At 69.1% G+C, this 18,871-nt stretch carries 19 protein-coding genes; 13 read left to right on the plus strand and 6 right to left on the minus strand.

Annotated elements, in window-relative coordinates; all coding sequences use genetic code 11:
* The first annotated feature begins 44 nt into the window (after nt 1-44).
* The 3 genes from K0817_RS18020 to K0817_RS18030 all read left to right on the plus strand — a co-directional run bounded on the left by K0817_RS18020 (nt 45) and on the right by K0817_RS18030 (nt 3,440).
* Nucleotides 45-764, plus strand: coding sequence for an alpha/beta hydrolase (locus K0817_RS18020; protein ID WP_219983057.1), 720 nt, complete (start codon nt 45-47; stop codon nt 762-764).
* A 70-nt stretch (nt 765-834) separates the two neighbouring features.
* On the plus strand, nt 835-2,334 hold the full coding sequence (locus tag K0817_RS18025; RefSeq protein ID WP_219983058.1) for an aldehyde dehydrogenase: 1,500 nt from the start codon (nt 835-837) through the stop codon (nt 2,332-2,334).
* An 8-nt stretch (nt 2,335-2,342) separates the two neighbouring features.
* On the plus strand, nt 2,343-3,440 hold the full coding sequence (locus K0817_RS18030; RefSeq protein WP_219983059.1) for an NAD(P)-dependent alcohol dehydrogenase: 1,098 nt from the start codon (nt 2,343-2,345) through the stop codon (nt 3,438-3,440).
* A gap of 22 nt (nt 3,441-3,462) precedes the next feature.
* Here the strand turns inward: K0817_RS18030 and K0817_RS18035 are convergent, their stop codons facing one another.
* The gene (locus K0817_RS18035) at nt 3,463-4,395 is read right to left on the minus strand and encodes a 2-hydroxyacid dehydrogenase (RefSeq protein WP_219983060.1); all 933 of its coding nucleotides are present in this window, start codon (nt 4,393-4,395) and stop codon (nt 3,463-3,465) included.
* 64 nt (nt 4,396-4,459) lie between these two features.
* Between K0817_RS18035 and K0817_RS18040 the strand changes: the two genes are divergently transcribed.
* A complete protein-coding gene (locus K0817_RS18040) occupies nt 4,460-4,891 on the plus strand; it encodes a DUF1761 domain-containing protein (RefSeq protein WP_219983061.1) in 432 nt (143 codons plus the stop codon).
* Nucleotides 4,892-4,933: 42 nt separating this feature from the next.
* Here the strand turns inward: K0817_RS18040 and purQ are convergent, their stop codons facing one another.
* Complete coding sequence (gene purQ / locus K0817_RS18045; RefSeq protein WP_219983062.1) at nt 4,934-5,641, minus strand: phosphoribosylformylglycinamidine synthase subunit PurQ; 708 nt, start codon at nt 5,639-5,641, stop codon at nt 4,934-4,936.
* Entirely contained in the window at nt 5,638-5,886 is a 249-nt protein-coding gene (purS, locus tag K0817_RS18050) for a phosphoribosylformylglycinamidine synthase subunit PurS (RefSeq protein WP_219983063.1), read from the minus strand. The genes purQ and purS overlap by 4 nt, the downstream gene beginning before the upstream one ends.
* Before the next feature lie 270 nt (nt 5,887-6,156).
* On the opposite strand from purS, the gene K0817_RS18055 reads away from it, so the two are divergent.
* The 5 genes from K0817_RS18055 to K0817_RS18075 all read left to right on the plus strand — a co-directional run bounded on the left by K0817_RS18055 (nt 6,157) and on the right by K0817_RS18075 (nt 12,033).
* A complete protein-coding gene (locus K0817_RS18055; protein ID WP_219983064.1) occupies nt 6,157-7,428 on the plus strand; it encodes an ABC transporter substrate-binding protein in 1,272 nt (423 codons plus the stop codon).
* Nucleotides 7,429-7,559: 131 nt separating this feature from the next.
* Nucleotides 7,560-8,588 (plus strand): carbohydrate ABC transporter permease, encoded by a 1,029-nt coding sequence (locus K0817_RS18060; protein ID WP_219983065.1) that lies wholly within the window; start codon nt 7,560-7,562, stop codon nt 8,586-8,588.
* Nucleotides 8,585-9,496 carry a carbohydrate ABC transporter permease gene (locus tag K0817_RS18065; protein WP_219983066.1) on the plus strand — a complete coding sequence of 304 codons (912 nt, stop codon included), beginning with the start codon at nt 8,585-8,587 and terminating at the stop codon, nt 9,494-9,496. The genes K0817_RS18060 and K0817_RS18065 overlap by 4 nt, the downstream gene beginning before the upstream one ends.
* A gap of 40 nt (nt 9,497-9,536) precedes the next feature.
* A complete protein-coding gene (locus K0817_RS18070) occupies nt 9,537-11,000 on the plus strand; it encodes a glycoside hydrolase family 1 protein (RefSeq protein WP_253735493.1) in 1,464 nt (487 codons plus the stop codon).
* 19 nt (nt 11,001-11,019) lie between these two features.
* Complete coding sequence (locus tag K0817_RS18075; RefSeq protein ID WP_219983068.1) at nt 11,020-12,033, plus strand: LacI family DNA-binding transcriptional regulator; 1,014 nt, start codon at nt 11,020-11,022, stop codon at nt 12,031-12,033.
* 162 nt (nt 12,034-12,195) lie between these two features.
* Here K0817_RS18075 and K0817_RS18080 read toward each other — a convergent pair whose 3' ends face one another.
* Complete coding sequence (locus K0817_RS18080) at nt 12,196-13,527, minus strand: uracil-xanthine permease family protein (RefSeq protein WP_219983069.1); 1,332 nt, start codon at nt 13,525-13,527, stop codon at nt 12,196-12,198.
* A gap of 142 nt (nt 13,528-13,669) precedes the next feature.
* Nucleotides 13,670-14,224: a DUF6264 family protein gene (locus K0817_RS18085; protein ID WP_301340066.1), complete on the minus strand. Its 555-nt coding sequence runs from the start codon at nt 14,222-14,224 to the stop codon at nt 13,670-13,672.
* A gap of 44 nt (nt 14,225-14,268) precedes the next feature.
* Between K0817_RS18085 and K0817_RS18090 the strand changes: the two genes are divergently transcribed.
* From K0817_RS18090 to K0817_RS18105, 4 genes are all read left to right on the plus strand, one after another.
* Entirely contained in the window at nt 14,269-15,105 is an 837-nt protein-coding gene (locus K0817_RS18090) for an ABC transporter ATP-binding protein (protein WP_301340067.1), read from the plus strand.
* The gene (locus K0817_RS18095) at nt 15,087-16,664 is read left to right on the plus strand and encodes a hypothetical protein (RefSeq protein ID WP_219983071.1); all 1,578 of its coding nucleotides are present in this window, start codon (nt 15,087-15,089) and stop codon (nt 16,662-16,664) included. Before K0817_RS18090 ends, K0817_RS18095 begins: the two co-directional genes overlap by 19 nt.
* An 89-nt stretch (nt 16,665-16,753) precedes the next feature.
* Entirely contained in the window at nt 16,754-17,290 is a 537-nt protein-coding gene (locus tag K0817_RS18100) for a thioredoxin family protein (RefSeq protein ID WP_219983072.1), read from the plus strand.
* A complete protein-coding gene (locus K0817_RS18105) occupies nt 17,290-18,039 on the plus strand; it encodes a cytochrome c biogenesis CcdA family protein (protein WP_219983073.1) in 750 nt (249 codons plus the stop codon). The genes K0817_RS18100 and K0817_RS18105 overlap by 1 nt, the downstream gene beginning before the upstream one ends.
* A 109-nt stretch (nt 18,040-18,148) precedes the next feature.
* On the opposite strand, the gene K0817_RS18110 is transcribed toward K0817_RS18105, so the two are convergent.
* Entirely contained in the window at nt 18,149-18,625 is a 477-nt protein-coding gene (locus K0817_RS18110) for a hypothetical protein (RefSeq protein WP_253735495.1), read from the minus strand.
* Nucleotides 18,626-18,871 lie beyond the last annotated feature (246 nt).

Raw genomic sequence — 18,871 nt, forward strand, 5'->3', positions numbered from 1 at the left:
TCGCGAAGCTGTGCGCAGCTCCTCCGAAGAGGCAGGAAACCCCGATGACTGCGCGAATCCGTCCCCGAATCATCCTCGTCCACGGCGCCTGGGTGGGCGCATGGGAGTTCGACCCGCTCGTCGCGATCCTCCGCGAACGCGGCTGGGAGGTCGATGCAGTCGATCTTCCGTCGACCGGCAGCACCGGGAGCATGCAGGGGGATGCCGCGGCCATCACCGCCGCGATCGACCGCGCCGCCGGGCCGGTCGTGCTCGTGGCGCACTCGTACGGCGGCGTACCCGTGACCGAGGCGGGGGATCATCCCGCCGTCGAGCGCATCGTCTATGTGGCGGCGTTCGCGCTCGACGCAGGCGAGAGCGTGCTCAGCGTGATGGGCGGATCCCTTCCCGGCGTGTGGGGCATCTCCGACCACCAGCTGACGATGGGTCGCACCCGTGAGGAGCGCGTCGAGCTGATCGCCGCCGACATGCCCCCGGGCGTTCCCCGCGAGGCATCCGAGCAGCTCGCGGATCTCTTCCGGCCCCAGTCGCTCGCCTCGTTCGGAGACCAGGTCTCTCGCGTCGCGTGGCGGGCGAAGCCCACGACCTACCTCCTCACCGAGAACGACGCCGTCGTCGAGCCCGCCTTCCAGGAGTCGCTCGCCGTGCGAAGCGGTGCCGAGATCATCCGTCTTCCGCACGGACATGCCCCGTTCCAAGAGGATCCGGCCGGCTTCGCCGAGCTGCTCGAGCGTCTCGCGACCCTCGCGCCGGTCGCGACCTGAACGCCGCACCGGCACCCGACAGACCCGAACCCCTCAACCCCGAACCCTCAACGAAGAGAAGAGCACCACCATGACCATCACCGAGACGTCGGCCACGGCATCCTCATCCACCACAGCCTTCCCGCCGGGACGACTCTTCATCGGCGGGCAGTGGCGGGATGCCTCGGACGGCGGCCGCATGGACGTGACCGCCCCCGCTACCGGGCGCAAGCTCACCGACGTCGCGAAGGCGACGACCACGGACGTCGATGCCGCGGTCGCAGCCGCGCGCGCCGCGTTCGACTCGGGCGTGTGGTCGGGGCTGTCCAGCCGCGAACGCGCGCGCGTCCTGCAGCGCGCGTACTCGCTCATGCGAGAGCGCGCCGACGAGCTCGCCCGCGCCGAGAGCACCGACGTCGGAAAGCCGATCACGTTCGCCCGGGTCGTCGACGTCAACAATGCCGCCGAGCTGTACGAGTACTACGCGAGCCTCGGGCACCACCTCGACGGTGCTGTGCGCGAGACCACCGGCAACGCGCACGTCTACGTCAAGAAGGAGCCGATCGGCGTCGTCGCCGCGATCACGCCGTTCAACTTCCCGCTGATCCTGTCGAGCTCGAAGATCGCCCCCGCACTGATCGCCGGCAACACGATCGTTCACAAGCCTGCGAGCGACACCCCGCTGAGCGCGCTGGTGATGGCGGAGATTCTCCAGGAGGCCGGCGTGCCGGACGGAGTCTTCAACGTCGTGACGGGCTCGGGCGCCGTGATCGGCGACCACCTCGTCGCTCATCCGGACGTCGACAAGGTCGCGTTCACCGGCTCGACCGAGATCGGCGCCCACGCGGCGCAGCTCGCGGGCAGCACCCTGAAGTCGTTCACCGCAGAACTCGGCGGCAACGCCGCGAACATCCTCTTCGCCGACGCCGACCTGAACACAGCGATGCACACCGTCATCTCGGCGTTCGTGTTCAACTCCGGGCAGTTCTGCATGGCCGGACCCCGGCTGCTCGTCGAGCGCCCGATCTACGACGTCGTGCTCAGCATCCTCGCCGATGCGGTGCCGCATGTGCCCTTCGGCGACATCACCGATCCCGAGACCGTGATCGGGCCGCTCGCGAGTGCGAACCAGCTCGAGAAGGTCGCCGCCATGGTCGAGAGGGCGAAGGCCGCCGGCGCCCGCGTCGTCACGGGCGGAGAGAAGGCCGAACGCGACGGGTTCTACTACCGCCCGACGGTGCTGGCCGACCTCGGCGCCGACGCCGAGGCGGTGTCGGAGGAGGTCTTCGGGCCGGTGCTCACGGTGCAGCCCTTCGACACCGAGGACGAGGCGATCCAGCTCGCGAACTCCACTCGCTATGGTCTCGCGAGCGGGATTCAGACGTCGGACCTGGCCAAGGCCCACCGCGTCGCCGCGCGACTCGAGGCCGGGATCACGTGGGTGAACGGCTGGGCCCTGCTCGACCCCGCGACCCCGTTCGGCGGGGTCAAGGACTCGGGCTGGGGACGCGAGGGTGGACCCGAGGCGATGGCCTCGTATCAGCGCTCGCACTCGATCGTGTTCAACCTCGAGCAGGGGCCCGCCCAGTGACGGGCGGTATGACGGGCGGCCGTGCGGCCGTTCTCGAGGCCGGAGAACTGGTCGTCAGCGATGTCGAGTTCGCCGATCCGGGGCCGGGCGAGGTGCTCGTCAAGCTCGTGGCCTCAGGCCTGTGCCATACCGACCTCGGCGTGATCGCCGGCGGCATCCCCTTCCCTTCGCCGGGGATCATCGGCCACGAGGGGGCCGGCGTCGTGGACCGTGTCGGCGAGGGCGTCACCGGTCTCGTCGCCGGAGACAAGGTGCTGCTGAGCTTCACCTCGTGCGGGTCGTGCCCGGCCTGCTCCTCCGGCCACCCCGCCTACTGCGAGACCTGGTTGCCGCGGAATCTGCTCGGGATGCTGCGCCCCGACGGTTCCGGCGACGTGACGCGAGGCGGCGAACACGTCGCGAGCCACTTCTTCGGACAGTCGTCGTTCGCGCAGTACGCCATCGCCGACGAGCGGTCGGCCGTCAAGGTCGACCCGGAGGCCGACCTCACGGTGCTCGCGCCCCTCGGATGCGGAGTGCTCACCGGCTTCGGATCGATGTGGAACGTGCTCGATCCCGGTGAGGGCGACGTCGTCGCCGTCTACGGGGCCGGGGCCGTCGGGCTGTCGGCCGTCATCGCCGCGGCGCAGCGCAGGCCGACCCAGCTGATCGCGATCGATCTCGTCGACGAACGGCTGCGCCTCGCCGAGGAGCTCGGCGCGACCGCGACGATCAACGCGGGCACCGAGAACGTCGCCGAGCGCCTGGCCGCCTTGACCGGTGGCGGCGGGGTCGACCTCAGCTTCGACACCACGGGCAGCCCGAAGGTCGCGCGCGGAGCCATCGACGCGGCCGCGGTGCGTGGCACGGTGCTCGTGTGTGGCGCACCTCCTCCCGGCACGGAGATTCCCGTCGACATCCAGGGGATGCTGACCGGAAAAGTGCTTCGAGGGGTCACGATGGGCGACACCGACCCGGCTGACCTGATCCCCCGTCTGATCGCCTTGCACGCCGAGGGAAAGCTCCCGCTCGAGAGGCTCGAGAAGCGCTACTCGCTCGACGAGATCGCACAGGCCGCCGACGACATGCACCAAGGCCGCACCGTGAAGCCCGTCATCGTGTTCTGAGCACGGCGATCGGCCGCGTCGGTCAGCCGCCGAGCACCACGTTGATCGGTGGCTCGCCGGCGGCCAGCCTCTCGATCTGGGTGCGCACCAGGCGCGCGATGCGCGGCGACATCGCGGTGGAAGCGCCGCCGACGTGGGGCGAGATCAGCACCCCGGGAAGGCTCCAGAGCGGATGCCCCTCGGGCAGCGGCTCGGGATCGGTGACGTCCAGCGCGGCACGGATGCGCCCACGCCCGACATGATCCACCAGCGCTTCGGTGTCGACGACAGTGCCGCGGCCTACGTTGACCACCAGGGCGCCGTCGGGCAGCGCGGCCAGGAAGGCGTCGTCGACGAGTCGGCGGGTGCGCGCGCCACCCGGCAGTGACACGATGACGATCTCGGCCCTGGGCAACAGCTCGGGCAGCTCGTCGACGCTGTGCACCCGCATCCCGTCTTCCTCGCGTGCCTGTGAAGCCACGGCGGTGAGGTGCACCTCGAAACCGGACAGCCGAGCCGCCACCGCCTTGCCGACGCCGCCGTAGCCCAGCAGCAGGACGCGCCGGTCGGCGAGACTCTCGGCGAAGACCGGCGCCCAGCGGCCGGCCGCGGTGTCGACAGCGAACGCGTCGAGATGACGCTGCGCCGCGAGCGCGAGTCCGACCGCGAGCTCGGCGGTCGAGGTCTCGTGCACCGACGCGGCATTGGCGAACACCAGGCCCTCGGGCAGCACGTCCGCGACGCCGTCGTATCCGATCGACTGACCCTGCACCAGGCCCACCTCGACGCCCTCGAGCCGCGCGAGCACGCGCGCCATCGACATGTACGGCGGCACGACCATGTCGAACCGGTCGCGAGGGGCCTCGGCATCCATCGGCCAGACCACGACCTCGACCCCGTCAGGCACGGGGCCGAGATCGGCCGCCAGCTGCTCGGTGGGGACGCTGACGACGAGATTCCGGATGCCGCTGCTCACGGCATCCACGCTACCGGGGTCGCCGGGGGCTAGAGTTCGGGCAACCGGACGCAAGGAGGCGGAGATGGTTCCCGAGATCAACTACTGGGCGGTGCTGCTGGCCATGGCCTCGAGTATGCTCGTCGGCTCGATCTGGTACACGCCGAAGGTGTTCGGCACGCGCTGGGCGAGGCTCGCGAACGTCGACATGGACCGGACCGGTGCGAGCGCGGTGATCCCGATCGTGGTCACGCTGATCGTGAGCTTCATCACGGCGTGGGTGCTTGCCGGCGCATCGTCCATCGCGTGGCACTTCTACGGCGGCGGCTACCTGCTCGCGGCTCTCGGCACCGCGGTGATCCTGTGGGCGGGCTTCACGGCCGCCCGCTTCATCACCCACGATGCGTTCGAAGGGCGGCCCAGCTCGCTCACCGTCCTGAACATCGCGCACGAGCTCGTGACGCTCGTGGTCATGGCCGTGATCATCGGCGTCTGGCCGCCCGCGGGCACCGTCTGAACCCAACGCGCTCGTTGAGCGAGCGAAGCGAGACGAAACGCGTCAGGCGGCTTGCGCGACCACCGCGGCGACGGCCGAGGTGAAGAACGACAGGCCGTCGACGCCGGACCGCATCGCGACCGAGGTGTCGGGGCCGAAGCCCGGCTCCACCGCGTGCTCGGGGTGCGGCATGAGGCCGACGACATTCCCACGCTCGTTGGTGAGACCGGCGATATCGCGCAGTGACCCGTTCGGGTTCACGCCGAGGTAGCGGAAGGCGACGAGCCCCTCGCCTTCGAGACGGTCCAGCTCCGACTCTGAGGCGATGTACCCGCCGTCGGCGTTCTTCAGCGGGATGACGATCTCCTGGTCAGTGCTGAAATCCGAGGTCCACGCGGTGTCGCTGTTCTCGACGCGCAGGCGCTGGTCGCGGCGAATGAACTGCTGGTGGGCGTTGCGGATCAGGCCGCCCGGCAGCAGCCGGGCCTCGACGAGCATCTGGAAGCCGTTGCAGATCCCGAGGATCGGCATGCCCTTGGCCGCGGCATCCGTCACCTCCCTCATGATCGGTGCCAGCGCGGCGATGGCGCCGGCGCGAAGGTAGTCGCCGTAGCTGAAGCCACCGGGCAGCACCAGCGCGTCCACGCCCTCGAGGTCGTGGGAGCCGTGCCACAGGGCGACCGGCTCGCCTCCGGCCACGCGGATCGCGCGCTGCGCGTCGCGGTCGTCGAGCGACCCGGGGAACGTGATGACGCCGATGCGGGCGGTCATTCGACCACCTCGACGGCCACGACGTCCTCGATCACCGCGTTCGAGAGGATCTCGTCGGCGATGCGGCGGGCGGTCGCGAGCACCTCGTCGTCGACCTCGCCCTCGACGGTCAGCTCGAACCGCTTGCCGATGCGCACCGCGCTGAAGGCGTCGACGCCCAGTCGCGAGAGGGCTCCGGTGACAGCCTTCCCCTGCGGGTCCAGAAGCTCGGCCTTGGGCATGACGTCGACGACGATGGTGGGCATCAGACAGCTCCGGATGGATGTCGCGGGCAGGGGTTGATCCCAGTCTACGGCTCCGGCATCCTCCCGCTGTCCGGAGCCCCGGGGTCCCGTGCCTCCACCTCGTGATCGAACCGTGACCACGCCATGGGAGCGCTCCCTTGACATTCTTGGGAGCGATCCCATAGCGTTGCGTCTCAATCGGTGGGACCGCTCCCACGAGTCCGACCGCGGCGCCTGTCCGCGGTCGGAAACCCTGCAACACACCAATCCTGACAACACAAAGGAGTGACAGTGAACGCACGCGCCTTCCGCAGAAGCGCTGTGGCAATCGCCGCATTCTCGGCCTCGGCCGTCGTCCTCGCCGGCTGCGCCGGCAACGCCGGCAACGACGACGCCGGCGAAGACGGCCAGATCACGCTGACCCTGGCAACGTTCAATGACTTCGGATACGACGATGAGCTCCTTCAGGAGTACATGGACGAGAACCCGGACATCAAGATCGTTCACAACCGCGCCGCGATCACCGACGACGCCCGCGCCAACTTCTTCTCGAAGCTGGGCAAAGAGGGCCTCGCCGACATCGAGGCCGTCGAGGTGGACTGGTTCGCCGAGGCCATGCAGTACTCCGACCTGCTCGCCGAGGTGCCCGACAGCGCCAAGGGCCGCTGGGTCGACTGGAAGGAGGAAGCCGCCACCGACGGCGACGGACGTCTCGTGGGCTTCGGCACCGACATCGGTCCGCAGGCGGTGTGCTACCGCGCCGACCTGTTCGCCGCCGCCGGCCTTCCCGCGACGCCGGACGAGGTCGCCGCGGCGATCGACGGCGACTGGAACACGTTCTTCGACCTCGCCGACCAGTACAAGGCCGCCACGGGCAAGCCGATGCTCGACGCCGCGAACTCCGCGTTCCAGGGCGTCGTCAACCAGATCGAGTTCCCGTACGACGAGCCCGACGGCACCGTCGTCGCAGCGACCAACCCCGAGGTCGAGGCGGCATACAACCTCATCGTCGAGCGAGGCATCCCGAACTCGGCCTACTCGGGCCAGTGGTCGGACGACTGGAACGCCTCCATGGCCAACGGTGAGTTCGCCGCGATGCTGTGCCCGCCGTGGATGCTCGGCATCATCTCGGGCAACGCGCCCGACGTCACCGGCTGGGAGATCGCCAATGCGTTCCCGAACGGTGGCGGCAACTGGGGCGGGTCGTACCTGACCGTTCCGGCCAACGGCAAGAACGTCGACGAGGCTCTCAAGCTCGCGGACTGGCTCACCGCTCCGGAGCAGCAGGAGAAGACCTTCGTCAACGTCGGCGCCTACCCGAGCGCGGTCGACGCGCAGAGTGCCCCGTCGATCACGGACTCGACGAACGAGTTCTTCGCTGACGCGCCCACCGGCACGATCTTCGCGGATCGATCCGATGCCATCACGGTGACGCCGTACAAGAGCGCGGACTACTTCAAGTACAACACCGCGCTGCAGGATGCCATCACCCGTGTGTTCGACGGAGTCGAGGACCCGCAGACGTCGTGGGACACCTACGTCGCCGAGATCGAGGCGTTCTGACCGGCTGACATTGACGATCGCGACCTCTCGCCGGGTTGCGATCCCACACAGGAGCGGAGTGCGCGCGGAACCCCCCGGCTGCGCGCACTCCGCCTCCCCGCCCCCCCTCGACACCCGAATCGGAGCCACCGGTGACATCGACCGCCACCCGCCCGACGGCATCCGGACCGGTAGACCGGCCCGCCACCGATCGCCAGCCACGCGTGCTGTCCTTCTCCCACCGCCTGAGTCGCTGGGATCTGAAGGTCTCGCCCTACCTCTACATCTCGCCGTTCTTCATCCTGTTCGCGATCGTCGGACTCTTCCCGATCGTGTACACGGCAGTCATCTCGTTCCAGGAGTGGGACCTCGTCCGCAACTCGGGAACCTTCGTCGGCCTCGACCAGTACATCTGGATCCTGTCGCAGGCGGACTTCTGGGTCGCCCTTCGCAACACCTTCAGCATCTTCCTGCTCTCCTCGGTGCCGCAGCTGATCCTCGCGATGTTCATCGCCGCGATGCTCGACCGCAACATCCGCGCCAAGACGTTCTGGCGGATGAGCGTGCTGCTGCCGTATGTGATGGCACCGGTCGCCGTCGCCCTGATCTTCAGCAACATGTTCGGCGACAACCACGGTCTGGTGAACAACATCCTCACCGACCTCGGGCTGAGCCCCATCCAGTGGCACAAGGACCCGTTCTGGAGCCACGTCGCCATCGCGACGATGGTCAACTTCCGCTGGACCGGATACAACGCACTCATCCTGCTGGCCGCCATGCAGGCCGTGCCCCGCGAGTACTACGAGGCCGCGACCGTCGACGGCGCGAATGCCTTCCGTCAGTTCTGGAGCATCACGCTCCCCTCGCTGCGGCCGACCCTGATCTTCGTCATCATCACCTCGACGATCGGCGGGCTTCAGATCTTCGACGAGCCCAGGATGTTCGACACGTTCGGGCGCGGTGGTGCAGCGAACCAATGGCTGACGATCACCCTGTACCTCTACAACATCGGCTGGGGCGAGTTCAACTTCGGGCGCGCCGCCGCGCTGGCCTGGATTCTGTTCGTCATCATCCTCGCGATCGGCCTGATCAACCTCGTCATCACCCGCAGCCTCGTGCGAGACGAGGGCGGCCGTGGCGTCCTCAGACCTCGTCGCCGCCGGAAGGGAGCCCCGCAGTGAGCGCCATAAGCACGCCGCCCCTCGCCGTCGCCGAGGAGAACATCCCGAACGCCGGTCGCCGCAGGCGGGGCACCGTCAAGATCCGGGGCCTCCGCGCCGGGGTCTGGGTGTACGTCGGACTCGGCGTGGTCGTGGCCTCCGCGATCTTCCCCTTCTACTGGTCGTTCCTCATCGGATCCGGGGATGCCTCGACCATCAACGACTCGGATATGTCGTGGCTTCCCGGCGGCAACTTCATCGACAACGCGCTGTCGGTCATGAGCGACCCCGCCGTGAACTTCTGGCTCGCGCTGTGGAACTCACTGTTCAGCTCGACCGTGATCGCGGCATCCGTCGTGCTCTTCTCCACGCTGGCGGGCTGGGCGTTCGCCAAGCTCCGCTTCCCCGGCGGGAAGTGGCTGCTGGCCTTCGTGGTGGCGACCATGGCGGTGCCGATGCAGCTCGGCGTCGTGCCCCTGTACATCCTGTTCTCCGACCTCGGCTGGACGGGCCAGATCGGCGCCATCATCATCCCCGCGCTCACCAGCGCGTTCGGCGTGTTCTGGATGACGCAGTACCTGCAGCAGACGGTGCCCGACGAGCTGATCGAGGCGGCGCGGGTCGACGGCGCCTCCATGATCCGGACGTTCTGGACGGTGGGCGTGACCGCCGCCCGTCCAGCGGCCGCCATGCTGTTCCTCTTCACCTTCGTGGGGGCGTGGAATCAGTTCTTCTGGCCGTTCATCGTGCTCGACCGGCAGAGTCCCACCCTGCCGGTGGCCCTCTCGCTCCTGCAGTCGAACTACTTCGTCGACTACTCGATCGTGCTCGCGGGAGTGCTGCTGGCGACGATCCCGTTGATCCTGCTGTTCGCCTTCGCGGGCCGGCAGCTGGTCAGTGGCATCATGGCCGGCGCGGTCAAGGGCTGATAGACAGATGACCATCGCATCCCGAGAGGACTCTGCCCTCATGACGACTGCGCCTTCGCGCCCGTTCCCCTCGAACTTCCTGTTCGGGGCCGCCACCGCCGCCTTCCAGATCGAAGGCGCTGCGCGCGAAGACGGCCGCCGCGACTCGATCTGGGACGCGTTCTGCCGCGTGCCGGGTGCCGTCATCAACGCCGACAACGGCGATGTGGCGTGCGACCACTACCACCGTTATCGCGATGATGTGGCCCTCATGAAAGACATGGGCCTGCAGACGTATCGCTTCTCGACGTCGTGGTCGCGGGTTCGACCCGACGGCGGCGCCCTCAATGCGCAGGGGGTCGACTTCTACAAGCGCCTGGTCGACGAGCTGCTCGGCGCCGGCATCCTGCCGTGGTTGACGCTCTACCACTGGGATCTGCCGCAGGCGCTACAGGAGCAGGGCGGCTGGACGAACCGCGACACCGCCGAGAAGTTCACCGAGTACGCGCTCGATCTGCACGATGCCCTCGGCGACCGGGTGAACGTGTGGACGACGCTCAACGAGCCGTGGTGCTCGTCGTTCCTCAGCTACACGGCCGGGCTCCACGCGCCGGGCCACTACAGCGTCGAAGAGGGCGTGCTCGCGGCGCACCACCTGCTGCTCGCGCACGGTCAGACGGTGCGCGAGCTGCGTGCACGCGACGAGTCGCTCACACTCGGCATCACGCTGAACCTCACGGTGGCAGACCCCGCCGATCCGAACGCCCCTGCCGACCTCGACGCCGCGCGCCGCATCGACGGCCAGTTCAACCGCTGGTTCCTCGACCCGGTCTTCCGGGGCGAGTACCCCGCCGACATCGTGGCGGACATCCGGAAGGTGGATGCTGCGGCCATGACCGCGTGGGAAGCCGCGGTGCAGCCTGGCGACCTCGAGGCGATCTCCACTCCGATCGACTCGCTCGGCGTGAACTACTACCACGGTGAGCTCGTCGGGGGAACGCCGCCGCTGAACCCGCCCAAGCCCGGCGACGCCCCGACCGACCGGCCGGGCGCATCGCCGTACCCCTCGCACGAGGGCATCTTCTGGCACGAACGAGGCCTGCCGCGCACGCCGATGAACTGGGAGGTGCAGCCGGAGGGCCTCACCCGCCTGCTGACCCGCGTGTGGGACGAGTACGCGCAGCCGGCCGGCACGGTGCTCTACGTCACCGAGAACGGGGCCGCCTTCGACGACGAGCTCGTCGTCGACGGCGAGCCGCGCGTGCACGACCACGACCGGGTCGACTTCGTGCGTGACCACCTGGGCGCGATCCTGGACGCGGTGGATGCCGGTGCCGATGTGCGGGGATACTTCTACTGGTCGCTGCTCGACAACTTCGAGTGGGCGTGGGGGTACGAGAAGCGCTTCGGCATCGTGCGGGTCGATTACGACACGCAGGTTCGCACCGTGAAGGACAGCGGACGCGAATACAGTCGCATCATCGGCGCACGAGCGATCGAGCCCTCCGGGCCGGCGAACTCGTAGCGCGAGGAGGAGCACGGGGATGGACACGGACGCACACCGCGGCGCCGTCACGATCGAGGAGGTCGCCGCGGCAGCGGGCGTCTCGCGGTCGACGGTCTCGCGGGTCGTCAACGGCTCGAGCGCCGTCTCTCCGGAGGCGCTCGAGTCGGTCAAGCGCGCTATCGCCGAGCTCAACTACGTGCCCAATCGCGCCGCCCGTTCGCTCGCCAGCCGGCAGACCCACGCGATCGCCCTGATCGTTCCCGAAGACACCACGCGGTTCTTCGGTGACCCGTTCTTCGCGGCGATCGTGTCGGGCATCAACGCGCGGCTGAGCCGGTCCGACTACGTGCTCAACCTCTTCATCGCCAGCGACGACCCCGGCGACAAGACGACCAGCTATGTGCGCAGCGGAGCGGTCGACGGGGCGATCGTGGTGTCGCACCACACCAGCGACACGTTCATCGACCGCATCGCCAGCGTCGTGCCCGTCGTCTACGGCGGACGCCCGGTGCGCGAGCGCGAACGCGACTACTACGTCGACGTCGACAACGTGCGAGGCGCCTACGACGCCACCGTCTACCTGATCGAGAGCGGCCGCCGCCGCATCGGCACCATCACCGGCCCGCTCGACATGCCCGCGGGCATCGACCGGCTGCAGGGCTACCGCGATGCGGTCGCGGCGTGGGGGCTGACCGAAGGCGTCGTCGAGGACGGGAACTTCACCGCCGACGGCGGCGCTGACGCCATGCGACGCATCCTCGAGTCGGGCGAGCGTCCCGACGCGATCTTCGTCGCGAGCGACCTCATGGCTCGGGGCGCGATGTCGGTTCTCGCCGCCGCCGGGCTGCGGGTGCCCGACGACATCGCTCTCGTGGGCTTCGACGACTCGCCGGTGGCGACATCCGTCTCACCTCAGCTGACCACCGTCCGCCAGCCGTCCTACTCGCAGGGCGAACGGATGGCATCGGTCCTGCTCGAACTGCTCGCGGGGCGGCATCCGCGTCACGTCACGATCCTCGAGACCGAGCTGGTGGTCCGCGAGTCGGTCTGACCGCACGGATGCCGCGGCATCCGTCATTCTTCCTCGCGTCGACGAACCGTGTCCCGATTGCCGTCGCTTAGCGCCGGTCTTGCGCCCGAAATCGGGACATAGCGGTGTGAAAGTGGGACATGGCCGGGCCTGGGCTGCGCGGGAAGGCTGGCGGTGGCAACGTCAGCGAGGACCGTCCTGCGGGTCGCCGCCCAGCGGGCCCACGGCCGGGATCGGCCCGCCGTCGTCGGCCCCGGTCTTGCGCCAGCGGGCCACGGCGTTGCCGAGGTGGTAGATCAGCAGCGCCGCGGCCGCGCCGATCACGATCGCGCCGAGCTGGAAGTCCCCCCACTGCATCGTGAAGCCGGCGATCGCGATCACGAGGGCGACCGCGCCGGTGTACTGGTTGACGGGGCGCGAGAAGTCCACGCGGTTGTCGACCCAGATCTTGATGCCGATGATGCCGATCAGCCCGTACAGCGCCGTGGTGACGCCGCCGAGGACGCCGGCGGGGATCGAGTTGAAGATCGCGCCGACCTTGGGCGACATCGCGAGGAGGATCGCGACGACGCCGGCGACCCAGTACGCCGCGGTGGAGTACACGCGGGTGGCGGCCATCACGCCGATGTTCTCGCCGTAGGTGGTGGTGCCCGAGCCGCCGAAGAAGCCGGCCAGCGTCGTGGCCGCACCGTCGGCGATGAGCGCCCGCCCGGTGTGCTGGTTGACCGAGGCATCCGTCATCGTCGCGACACCCCGCACGTGGCCGACGTTCTCGGCGATGAGCACCAGCACGACCGGCAGGAACATCGCGATGACGCCCCACGTGCCGGGCGAGGCGAAGTCGGCGATGTGGAACTCGGGCAATCCCACCCACGCCGCCTCGTCCACGGCGGTGAAGTCGACTTGGCCGAAGAGCAGCGCCGCCGCGTATCCGACGATCACGCCGAGGAAGATCGAGATGCGGCCGAGGAAGCCGCGGAACAGCACGCTGAAGAGGATCACCGCGACCAGTGTGATGGTCGCCGTGCCCGGCTGCTGCTGGAAGTTGCTCCAGGCGACGGGCGCCAGATTGAAGCCGATGAGCGCGACGATCGCCCCGGCGACCACGGGCGGCATGAGTCTGTCGATCCAGCCCAGGCCGGCGAATTGCACGATGAACCCGACGGCGGCCAGCAGGATGCCGACAGCGACGATGCCGGCCAGTGCCGAGCCCATGCCCTGCGACGCGGTCGCCGCCGTCACGGGCGCGATGAACGCGAACGACGAACCGAGGTAGCTGGGCAGCTTGTTGCGCGTGATGATCAGGAACAGCAGCGTGCCGATGCCGGAGAACAGCAGCGTCGTGGGCACGGGGAAGCCGGTGATCACGGGCACGAGGAACGTCGCGCCGAACATCGCGACGACGTGCTGCGCGCCGATCGCGACCGTGGCGGGCCAGTTCAGGCGCTCACCCGGTGCCACCACCTCGCCCGGCTCGACGGTCCGGCCGTTGCCGTGAAGGGTCCACAGTGGCATGCGCGCTCCTTGCGCTCGGGTGACGGTGCGAAATCACGATAGCGGTCCGCAGCCGGGGGCCTCGTCGCCTCGGGCAAGCGCCATCCGAGAGCCTGGGGAGCCCGCGTGTCCCTGCCTTCGGAACGGTCGCGGTCGGAAGACGCTAGCCTCCTACGCTGGAGACCATCACATTCGAGGCGACCTGCCACACGATGAGCGCGACCACCAATCCGGCGAGCGGAATCCACCACGACCACCGACGCTGGGTCATCCGGACAACCGCCCACACCAGTGCTGCGAGGTACACCATCGGCGGCAAGAACCACCCCGCGTACAAGGCGGCGCCGAACAGCTCCAGATTGCAGTCATCGGTGCCGCAGGTATCGGAGAGCATGACGTTGAACGGTGCGAAGAACGCCAAGGTCCCGACGATGGCAGCCCCCGCCAGCATCAGAACCACCGAGACGATGATGTCGGCGACCCGTGACGCCCCTGTGATCGCGGGGCGCCGGGGCTCTGAGGCGCTCACAGACATCGTGGCATCGTCGGTCATGACACTCTCCTTCATCCGGCGATCGCCTCGCCGCCCTGTGGGTGGAGCTCTTGGACATGTGCGGCCGACTGCTCCGATTATGCCGCGGTGAGGTCGGGGGCAACGGCCACCGCCCCGCGACGACACCCTGGGATTCGGGCGCCGAGTTGCTCGGGCAAGCGGCATCCGAGAGGGTGGGTGCGGGCCAAGGTGCGCCCCGCCAGACCCCGATGCGACGGAGAGACGTGACCGAATCAGCGAATCCCGGGCCGTCTGTGCCGCCTGTCGCCGCTCCCGGCACGGCCGGCCCGGGCACAGCGGCGCTCGAGCTGCGCGGCCTTCACAAGCGCTTCGGCGAGAAGGTCGCCGTGGCCGACCTCAGCCTGCGCGTGCCGACCGGGTCGTTCTTCGGTCTGGTCGGACCCAACGGCGCCGGCAAGACCACGACCCTGTCGATGGCCACGGGACTGCTGGCACCGGATGCCGGACAAGCCCTCGTGCACGGCGTCGACGTGTGGCGCGACCCGGTCACGGCCAAGGCCATGCTCGGCAACCTCGCTGACGGCGTGAAGCTCTTCGACCGGCTCACCGGCGAGCAGCTGGTGACCTACAACGGGCTGCTCTTCGGGTTGAGCCACGACGAGATCGCGCAGCGCACCGCCGATCTGCTCGCCCTGATGGACATGACGGATGCCGCGGGCACCATGGTCGTCGACTATTCGGCCGGAATGACCAAGAAGATCGCGCTCGCGTGCGCGCTCGTGCACGCCCCGCGACTGCTGGTGCTGGACGAGCCGTTCGAATCGGTGGATCCGGTGTCTGCGGCGAACATCCAGGACATCCTCACCGGGTACGTCGCCGGCGGCGGAACGGTGATCGTCTCGAGCCACTCGATGGACCTCGTCCAGCGCATGTGCGATCACGTCGCGATCGTGGCTGCCGGGCGACTGCTGGTGGCCGGGACGGTGGACGACGTGCGGGGCGGCGAGTCGCTGCAGGACCGCTTCGTCGAGCTCGTCGGGGGCCGTCGCCACACGGAGGGGCCGGAATGGTTGCGACGCTCCTGAGGCTGCGGTTCCGCGTTCTCGGCAATCAGCTGATGCGCAGTCCCTGGCAGCTGGTCGGGTTCGTGTTCGGTGCGCTGTACGGGCTGGGCCTGCTGGTCGCGATCGTGGTGGGGCTGGTCTTCCTCGGCTTTGGCGATCTCGCCCTCGCCGCCAATGTGATCGTCGGTGCGGGGTCGTTGGTGACACTCGCCTGGGCGGTCGTCCCGCTCATCGCGTTCGGCGTCGACACGACGCTCGACCCCGACCGCCTCGTCGTGTTCCCGATGTCGCAGGCGCGCATGATGGTCGCACTGACCCTCGCGGGTGTCTGCGGCATCCCCGGAATCGTCACGTCGGCGGCGACCCTCGCGACCATTGCGACGTGGGTGCACTGGCCCGCGGCGATCGTGGCGTGGGTCGTGAGCGCACCGCTGGCCGTTCTGACGGCGGTCGTCGCCTCACGCACCGTGGCGACGCTCGCCTCGGGCTTCGGCAGCGGCCGGCGCTTCCGCGAGGTCTCGGGCATCCTCATCTTCATCCCGCTCATCCTCGCCGGGCCCATCATCGCCGCCGTCGCGACGGGGCTCTCGGCGGGCGGCGGAGCGCTCCTGGACATCTTGCCGGTGCTCGGCTGGACGCCGCTCGGAGCAGCGTGGGCCGTGCCTGCGGATGCCGCAGCCGGTGACCTGATCGCCGCGGCGGCCAAGCTGCTGATCGCGCTTGCGACACTCGCGGTGCTGTGGCTGCTGTGGCGCAAGGCGCTCGCCCGCTCGCTCGTGCGGCCGCGGCACTCGTCGGCTGCGGCGGTGAAGCCGGGCGCGCTCGGCTGGTTCGGCCGGGTGCGCACCGGGGCGGCGGGAGCGATCTTCGCGCGGGCGCTGACGTACTGGACGCGCGACCCGCGGTACTTGCGGCAGCTCGTGGGCGCGCCGCTGGTGCCGCTGGTGCTGTGGTTCTACGCGCGCGACGGCGACCCGTTCGTGGCGCTCGCGTTCTCGGCTCCGATCATCGCCTTCGTGATCGGGATCGTGGTGTACGCCGACATCTCGTACGACGGGACGGCGTTCGGCACCGAACTGATCACCGGCGCCTCGGGCCGCGCCGATCGGATCGGCCGCACGTTCGCCGCAGCGGCGGTGGCATTGCCGCTCGTGCTGCTCGCCGCGATCCTGCCGTTCGCGTTCTCGGGGCAGTGGCAGCAGTTCCCCGGCATCCTGGGCATGTCGATCGCGATCCTCTTCGTCTGCTACGGCGTGTGCGCGGTCACCTCGGCGCAGCTCGTCGTGCCGGTGGCGGCATCCGGCGACAACCCGTTCAAGCGCGTGCCGGGCTCGACGTTCCTGCAGGGGCTCGCCTTCTTCGGCATCTGGCTGGCGGCGCTCCTGCTGTCGGCGCCCGCGGTGATCGTGGGCGCGATCGGGTTCTTCACGCACAACGCCGTGCTGAGCTGGATCGCCTTCGCGGGCGGCATCGTGCTCGGGACGGTGGTGCTCGCCGTGGGCGTCCTCGTCGGCGGGAACATGCTCAACCGCACCGGCCCCGTCCTCCTCGCGCGTCTGAAGGCGATGAAGAACGCCTGAGGATCACGACGAGCACCTGACCGACTTCGTCACCGAACCGTCATCGTTTCCGCTCCCGCCGCGTGAGGGCACGGGCGCAGGATGGGGACATGAAGCGCGCCACGGTGGTCGGGATCGTCGTCGGCGGGGTGGTGGCCCTGGGAGTGGCCGCGGCGGTCGCCCTGTCGCTCGGCGGCGGTGAGGCGCCGGTCGTCCCCGCCGAGACGCCGCAGGCGGCGCCGTCCGAATCCCGATCGGCGCCGAGCGATGCGGCGACGCCGGAGCCCAGCATGCCCGCCGACGACCAGGCCGCGAACGACGGCGAGATGACGCCGGGCGCGTACGTCGAGTACGGCGACGCCGAGCTCGCCGCGGCGGAGGGTACGCGCGTGCTGTTCTTCCACGCGCCGTGGTGCCCGCAGTGCCGCGCGCTCGAAGCCGACATCCTCGCTTCCGGGGTGCCTGATGGCGTCACCGTGCTCAAGGTGGACTACGACTCCCGGCAGGACCTGCGTCAGCGGTACGGGGTGACGATCCAGACCACCCTCGTCGCGCTCGACGATGCTGCAGACCCCACGGCAGTCTTCGTCGCGTACGACGAGCCCACCCTCGAGTCGGGCCTGGACGGTCTCGGACTCACCCGCTGATGCTCGCCCTGACGCTCGTCTCGTTCGCCGCCGGAGTGCTCACGGTGCTGGCGCCGTGCGTGCTTCCCCTTCTTCCGGTGATCGTCGGGGGAACCGCCGTGCGTGCCGGGGCGACGGCGCGGCTGGCCGAGCGTCAATGGTTCCGGCCGCTCGTGATCGCGGCATCCCTCGCCATCTCGGTGGTGGTGTTCACGCTCCTTCTCAAGGCGACCACGGCGCTGCTGGGCGTGCCGGCCTGGGTGTGGCAGGTCGCGTCGGGCACGATCGTCGCCGTGCTCGGTGTCGCCATGCTGTTTCCGGGGCTGTGGGAGCGGGTCACCGTCGCCGCCGGATGGCAGGCCGGCGGCGGACGCCTGCTCGATCGCGGCTATCGCCGTGGCGGACTCGCCGGCGACATCGCGGTGGGCGCGGCGCTCGGCCCCGCCTTCAGCAGCTGCAGCCCGACGTACGCCTTGATCGTCGCGACGGTGCTGCCGGCGAGCTTCGCCGCCGGGGTGCTCTATGTCTCGGCCTATGCGATCGGCCTCGCGCTGGCGCTGCTCGGGATCGCGCTGGCGGGCACGGCGCTGGTGCGTCGCCTGGGCTGGCTCTCCGACCCGCACGGCGTGTTCCGCCGGGTGGTCGGCGGTCTGCTCATCCTCGTCGGACTCGGCGTGGCCCTCGGCTGGGATCGGCTGCTGCAGGCATGGGTGCTCGAACAGGGCTGGTACGGCCCGATCGAGAACCTCGAGCACATGCTCCTCGGTTGACGAGCGCGACCACGGGTGCCGCGGGCAGGCGTCAGCGGGAAGTCCAGACGTCGAGCCTTTGGCAGGTTCCGCGGTAGCTCGACCAGATTCCTCCGCTGCGTGCCAGAGATCAGGTGCCGCGAATCAGGTCGACGACCTCTAAGGGGTCTTCTTCCGGCGAGAGTGCAATGGTCACTCGGTCGCCGTCGAGAGGTTCCATCACCACAACCGCGGCACGAACCTCCTCGCCGATCTTGAACAAGAGGCGCGATTCGCCGCCGGTCTGAGCTGCTCGACTAGTGAGTTCATTGACGACCGCTGCCCCTTCAGAAGTGAAGGTGACGTCGACAGCATTCTGTTCTTGCGAATCGCTGACCACCGCATCCTCGACAGCCGCTCGCTTGAACTCAGACGGAACGATGACGTGATCGCCGCCGACGGCGGTGCACTGCGGATCCGACCCCTCAATGCACGTCTCGGACACGGCCAGCTCGATCACTCCTTCGGCCGACGGCGGCGTCGCCTCGCGGTTGGTCGCTGCAGAGCATCCACAGAGAGCAAGCGATGAGACGACGACAAGAGCGAGACGGTGGGCGCGTAAGCTCATTGGCTCCCTTAGCTTCGACGCTCGGGGCCGGATGCCAACCGAGCGGCCACTTCTAAGCTAAGAACCCTCGTGGGCAGACGCCAGCGGCGTTGCAGCTGACCGGGGTCCGCCCGGTGGCGGCTCGACGTCCGCCTCTAGCTAGTGTCGACGTATGGCTGGCAGAAGTAGGCGAGCGGCACTCCTATGGCGGGCGCGGCACTGATCGCTGTTGCAGGTGCGACCCGATCGCGATCGGACTGCTCACTC

The organism is Microbacterium sp. HD4P20 (assembly GCF_019449275.2).
Classification (GTDB): domain Bacteria; phylum Actinomycetota; class Actinomycetes; order Actinomycetales; family Microbacteriaceae; genus Microbacterium.

Coding starts and splice junctions, on each gene's coding strand:
- K0817_RS18025 (WP_219983058.1), top strand. CDS start 835: ATGACCATCACCGAGACGTCGGCCACGGCATCCTCATCCACCACAGCC.
- K0817_RS18085 (WP_301340066.1), bottom strand. CDS start 14,224: ATGCCGCTTGCCCGAGCAACTCGGCGCCCGAATCCCAGGGTGTCGTCG.
- K0817_RS18100 (WP_219983072.1), top strand. CDS start 16,754: ATGAAGCGCGCCACGGTGGTCGGGATCGTCGTCGGCGGGGTGGTGGCC.
- K0817_RS18090 (WP_301340067.1), top strand. CDS start 14,269: ATGCGACGGAGAGACGTGACCGAATCAGCGAATCCCGGGCCGTCTGTG.
- K0817_RS18040 (WP_219983061.1), top strand. CDS start 4,460: ATGGTTCCCGAGATCAACTACTGGGCGGTGCTGCTGGCCATGGCCTCG.
- K0817_RS18075 (WP_219983068.1), top strand. CDS start 11,020: ATGGACACGGACGCACACCGCGGCGCCGTCACGATCGAGGAGGTCGCC.
- K0817_RS18105 (WP_219983073.1), top strand. CDS start 17,290: ATGCTCGCCCTGACGCTCGTCTCGTTCGCCGCCGGAGTGCTCACGGTG.
- purS (WP_219983063.1), bottom strand. CDS start 5,886: ATGCCCACCATCGTCGTCGACGTCATGCCCAAGGCCGAGCTTCTGGAC.
- K0817_RS18030 (WP_219983059.1), top strand. CDS start 2,343: ATGACGGGCGGCCGTGCGGCCGTTCTCGAGGCCGGAGAACTGGTCGTC.
- K0817_RS18110 (WP_253735495.1), bottom strand. CDS start 18,625: ATGAGCTTACGCGCCCACCGTCTCGCTCTTGTCGTCGTCTCATCGCTT.
- K0817_RS18080 (WP_219983069.1), bottom strand. CDS start 13,527: ATGCCACTGTGGACCCTTCACGGCAACGGCCGGACCGTCGAGCCGGGC.
- K0817_RS18070 (WP_253735493.1), top strand. CDS start 9,537: ATGACGACTGCGCCTTCGCGCCCGTTCCCCTCGAACTTCCTGTTCGGG.
- K0817_RS18095 (WP_219983071.1), top strand. CDS start 15,087: ATGGTTGCGACGCTCCTGAGGCTGCGGTTCCGCGTTCTCGGCAATCAG.
- purQ (WP_219983062.1), bottom strand. CDS start 5,641: ATGACCGCCCGCATCGGCGTCATCACGTTCCCCGGGTCGCTCGACGAC.
- K0817_RS18020 (WP_219983057.1), top strand. CDS start 45: ATGACTGCGCGAATCCGTCCCCGAATCATCCTCGTCCACGGCGCCTGG.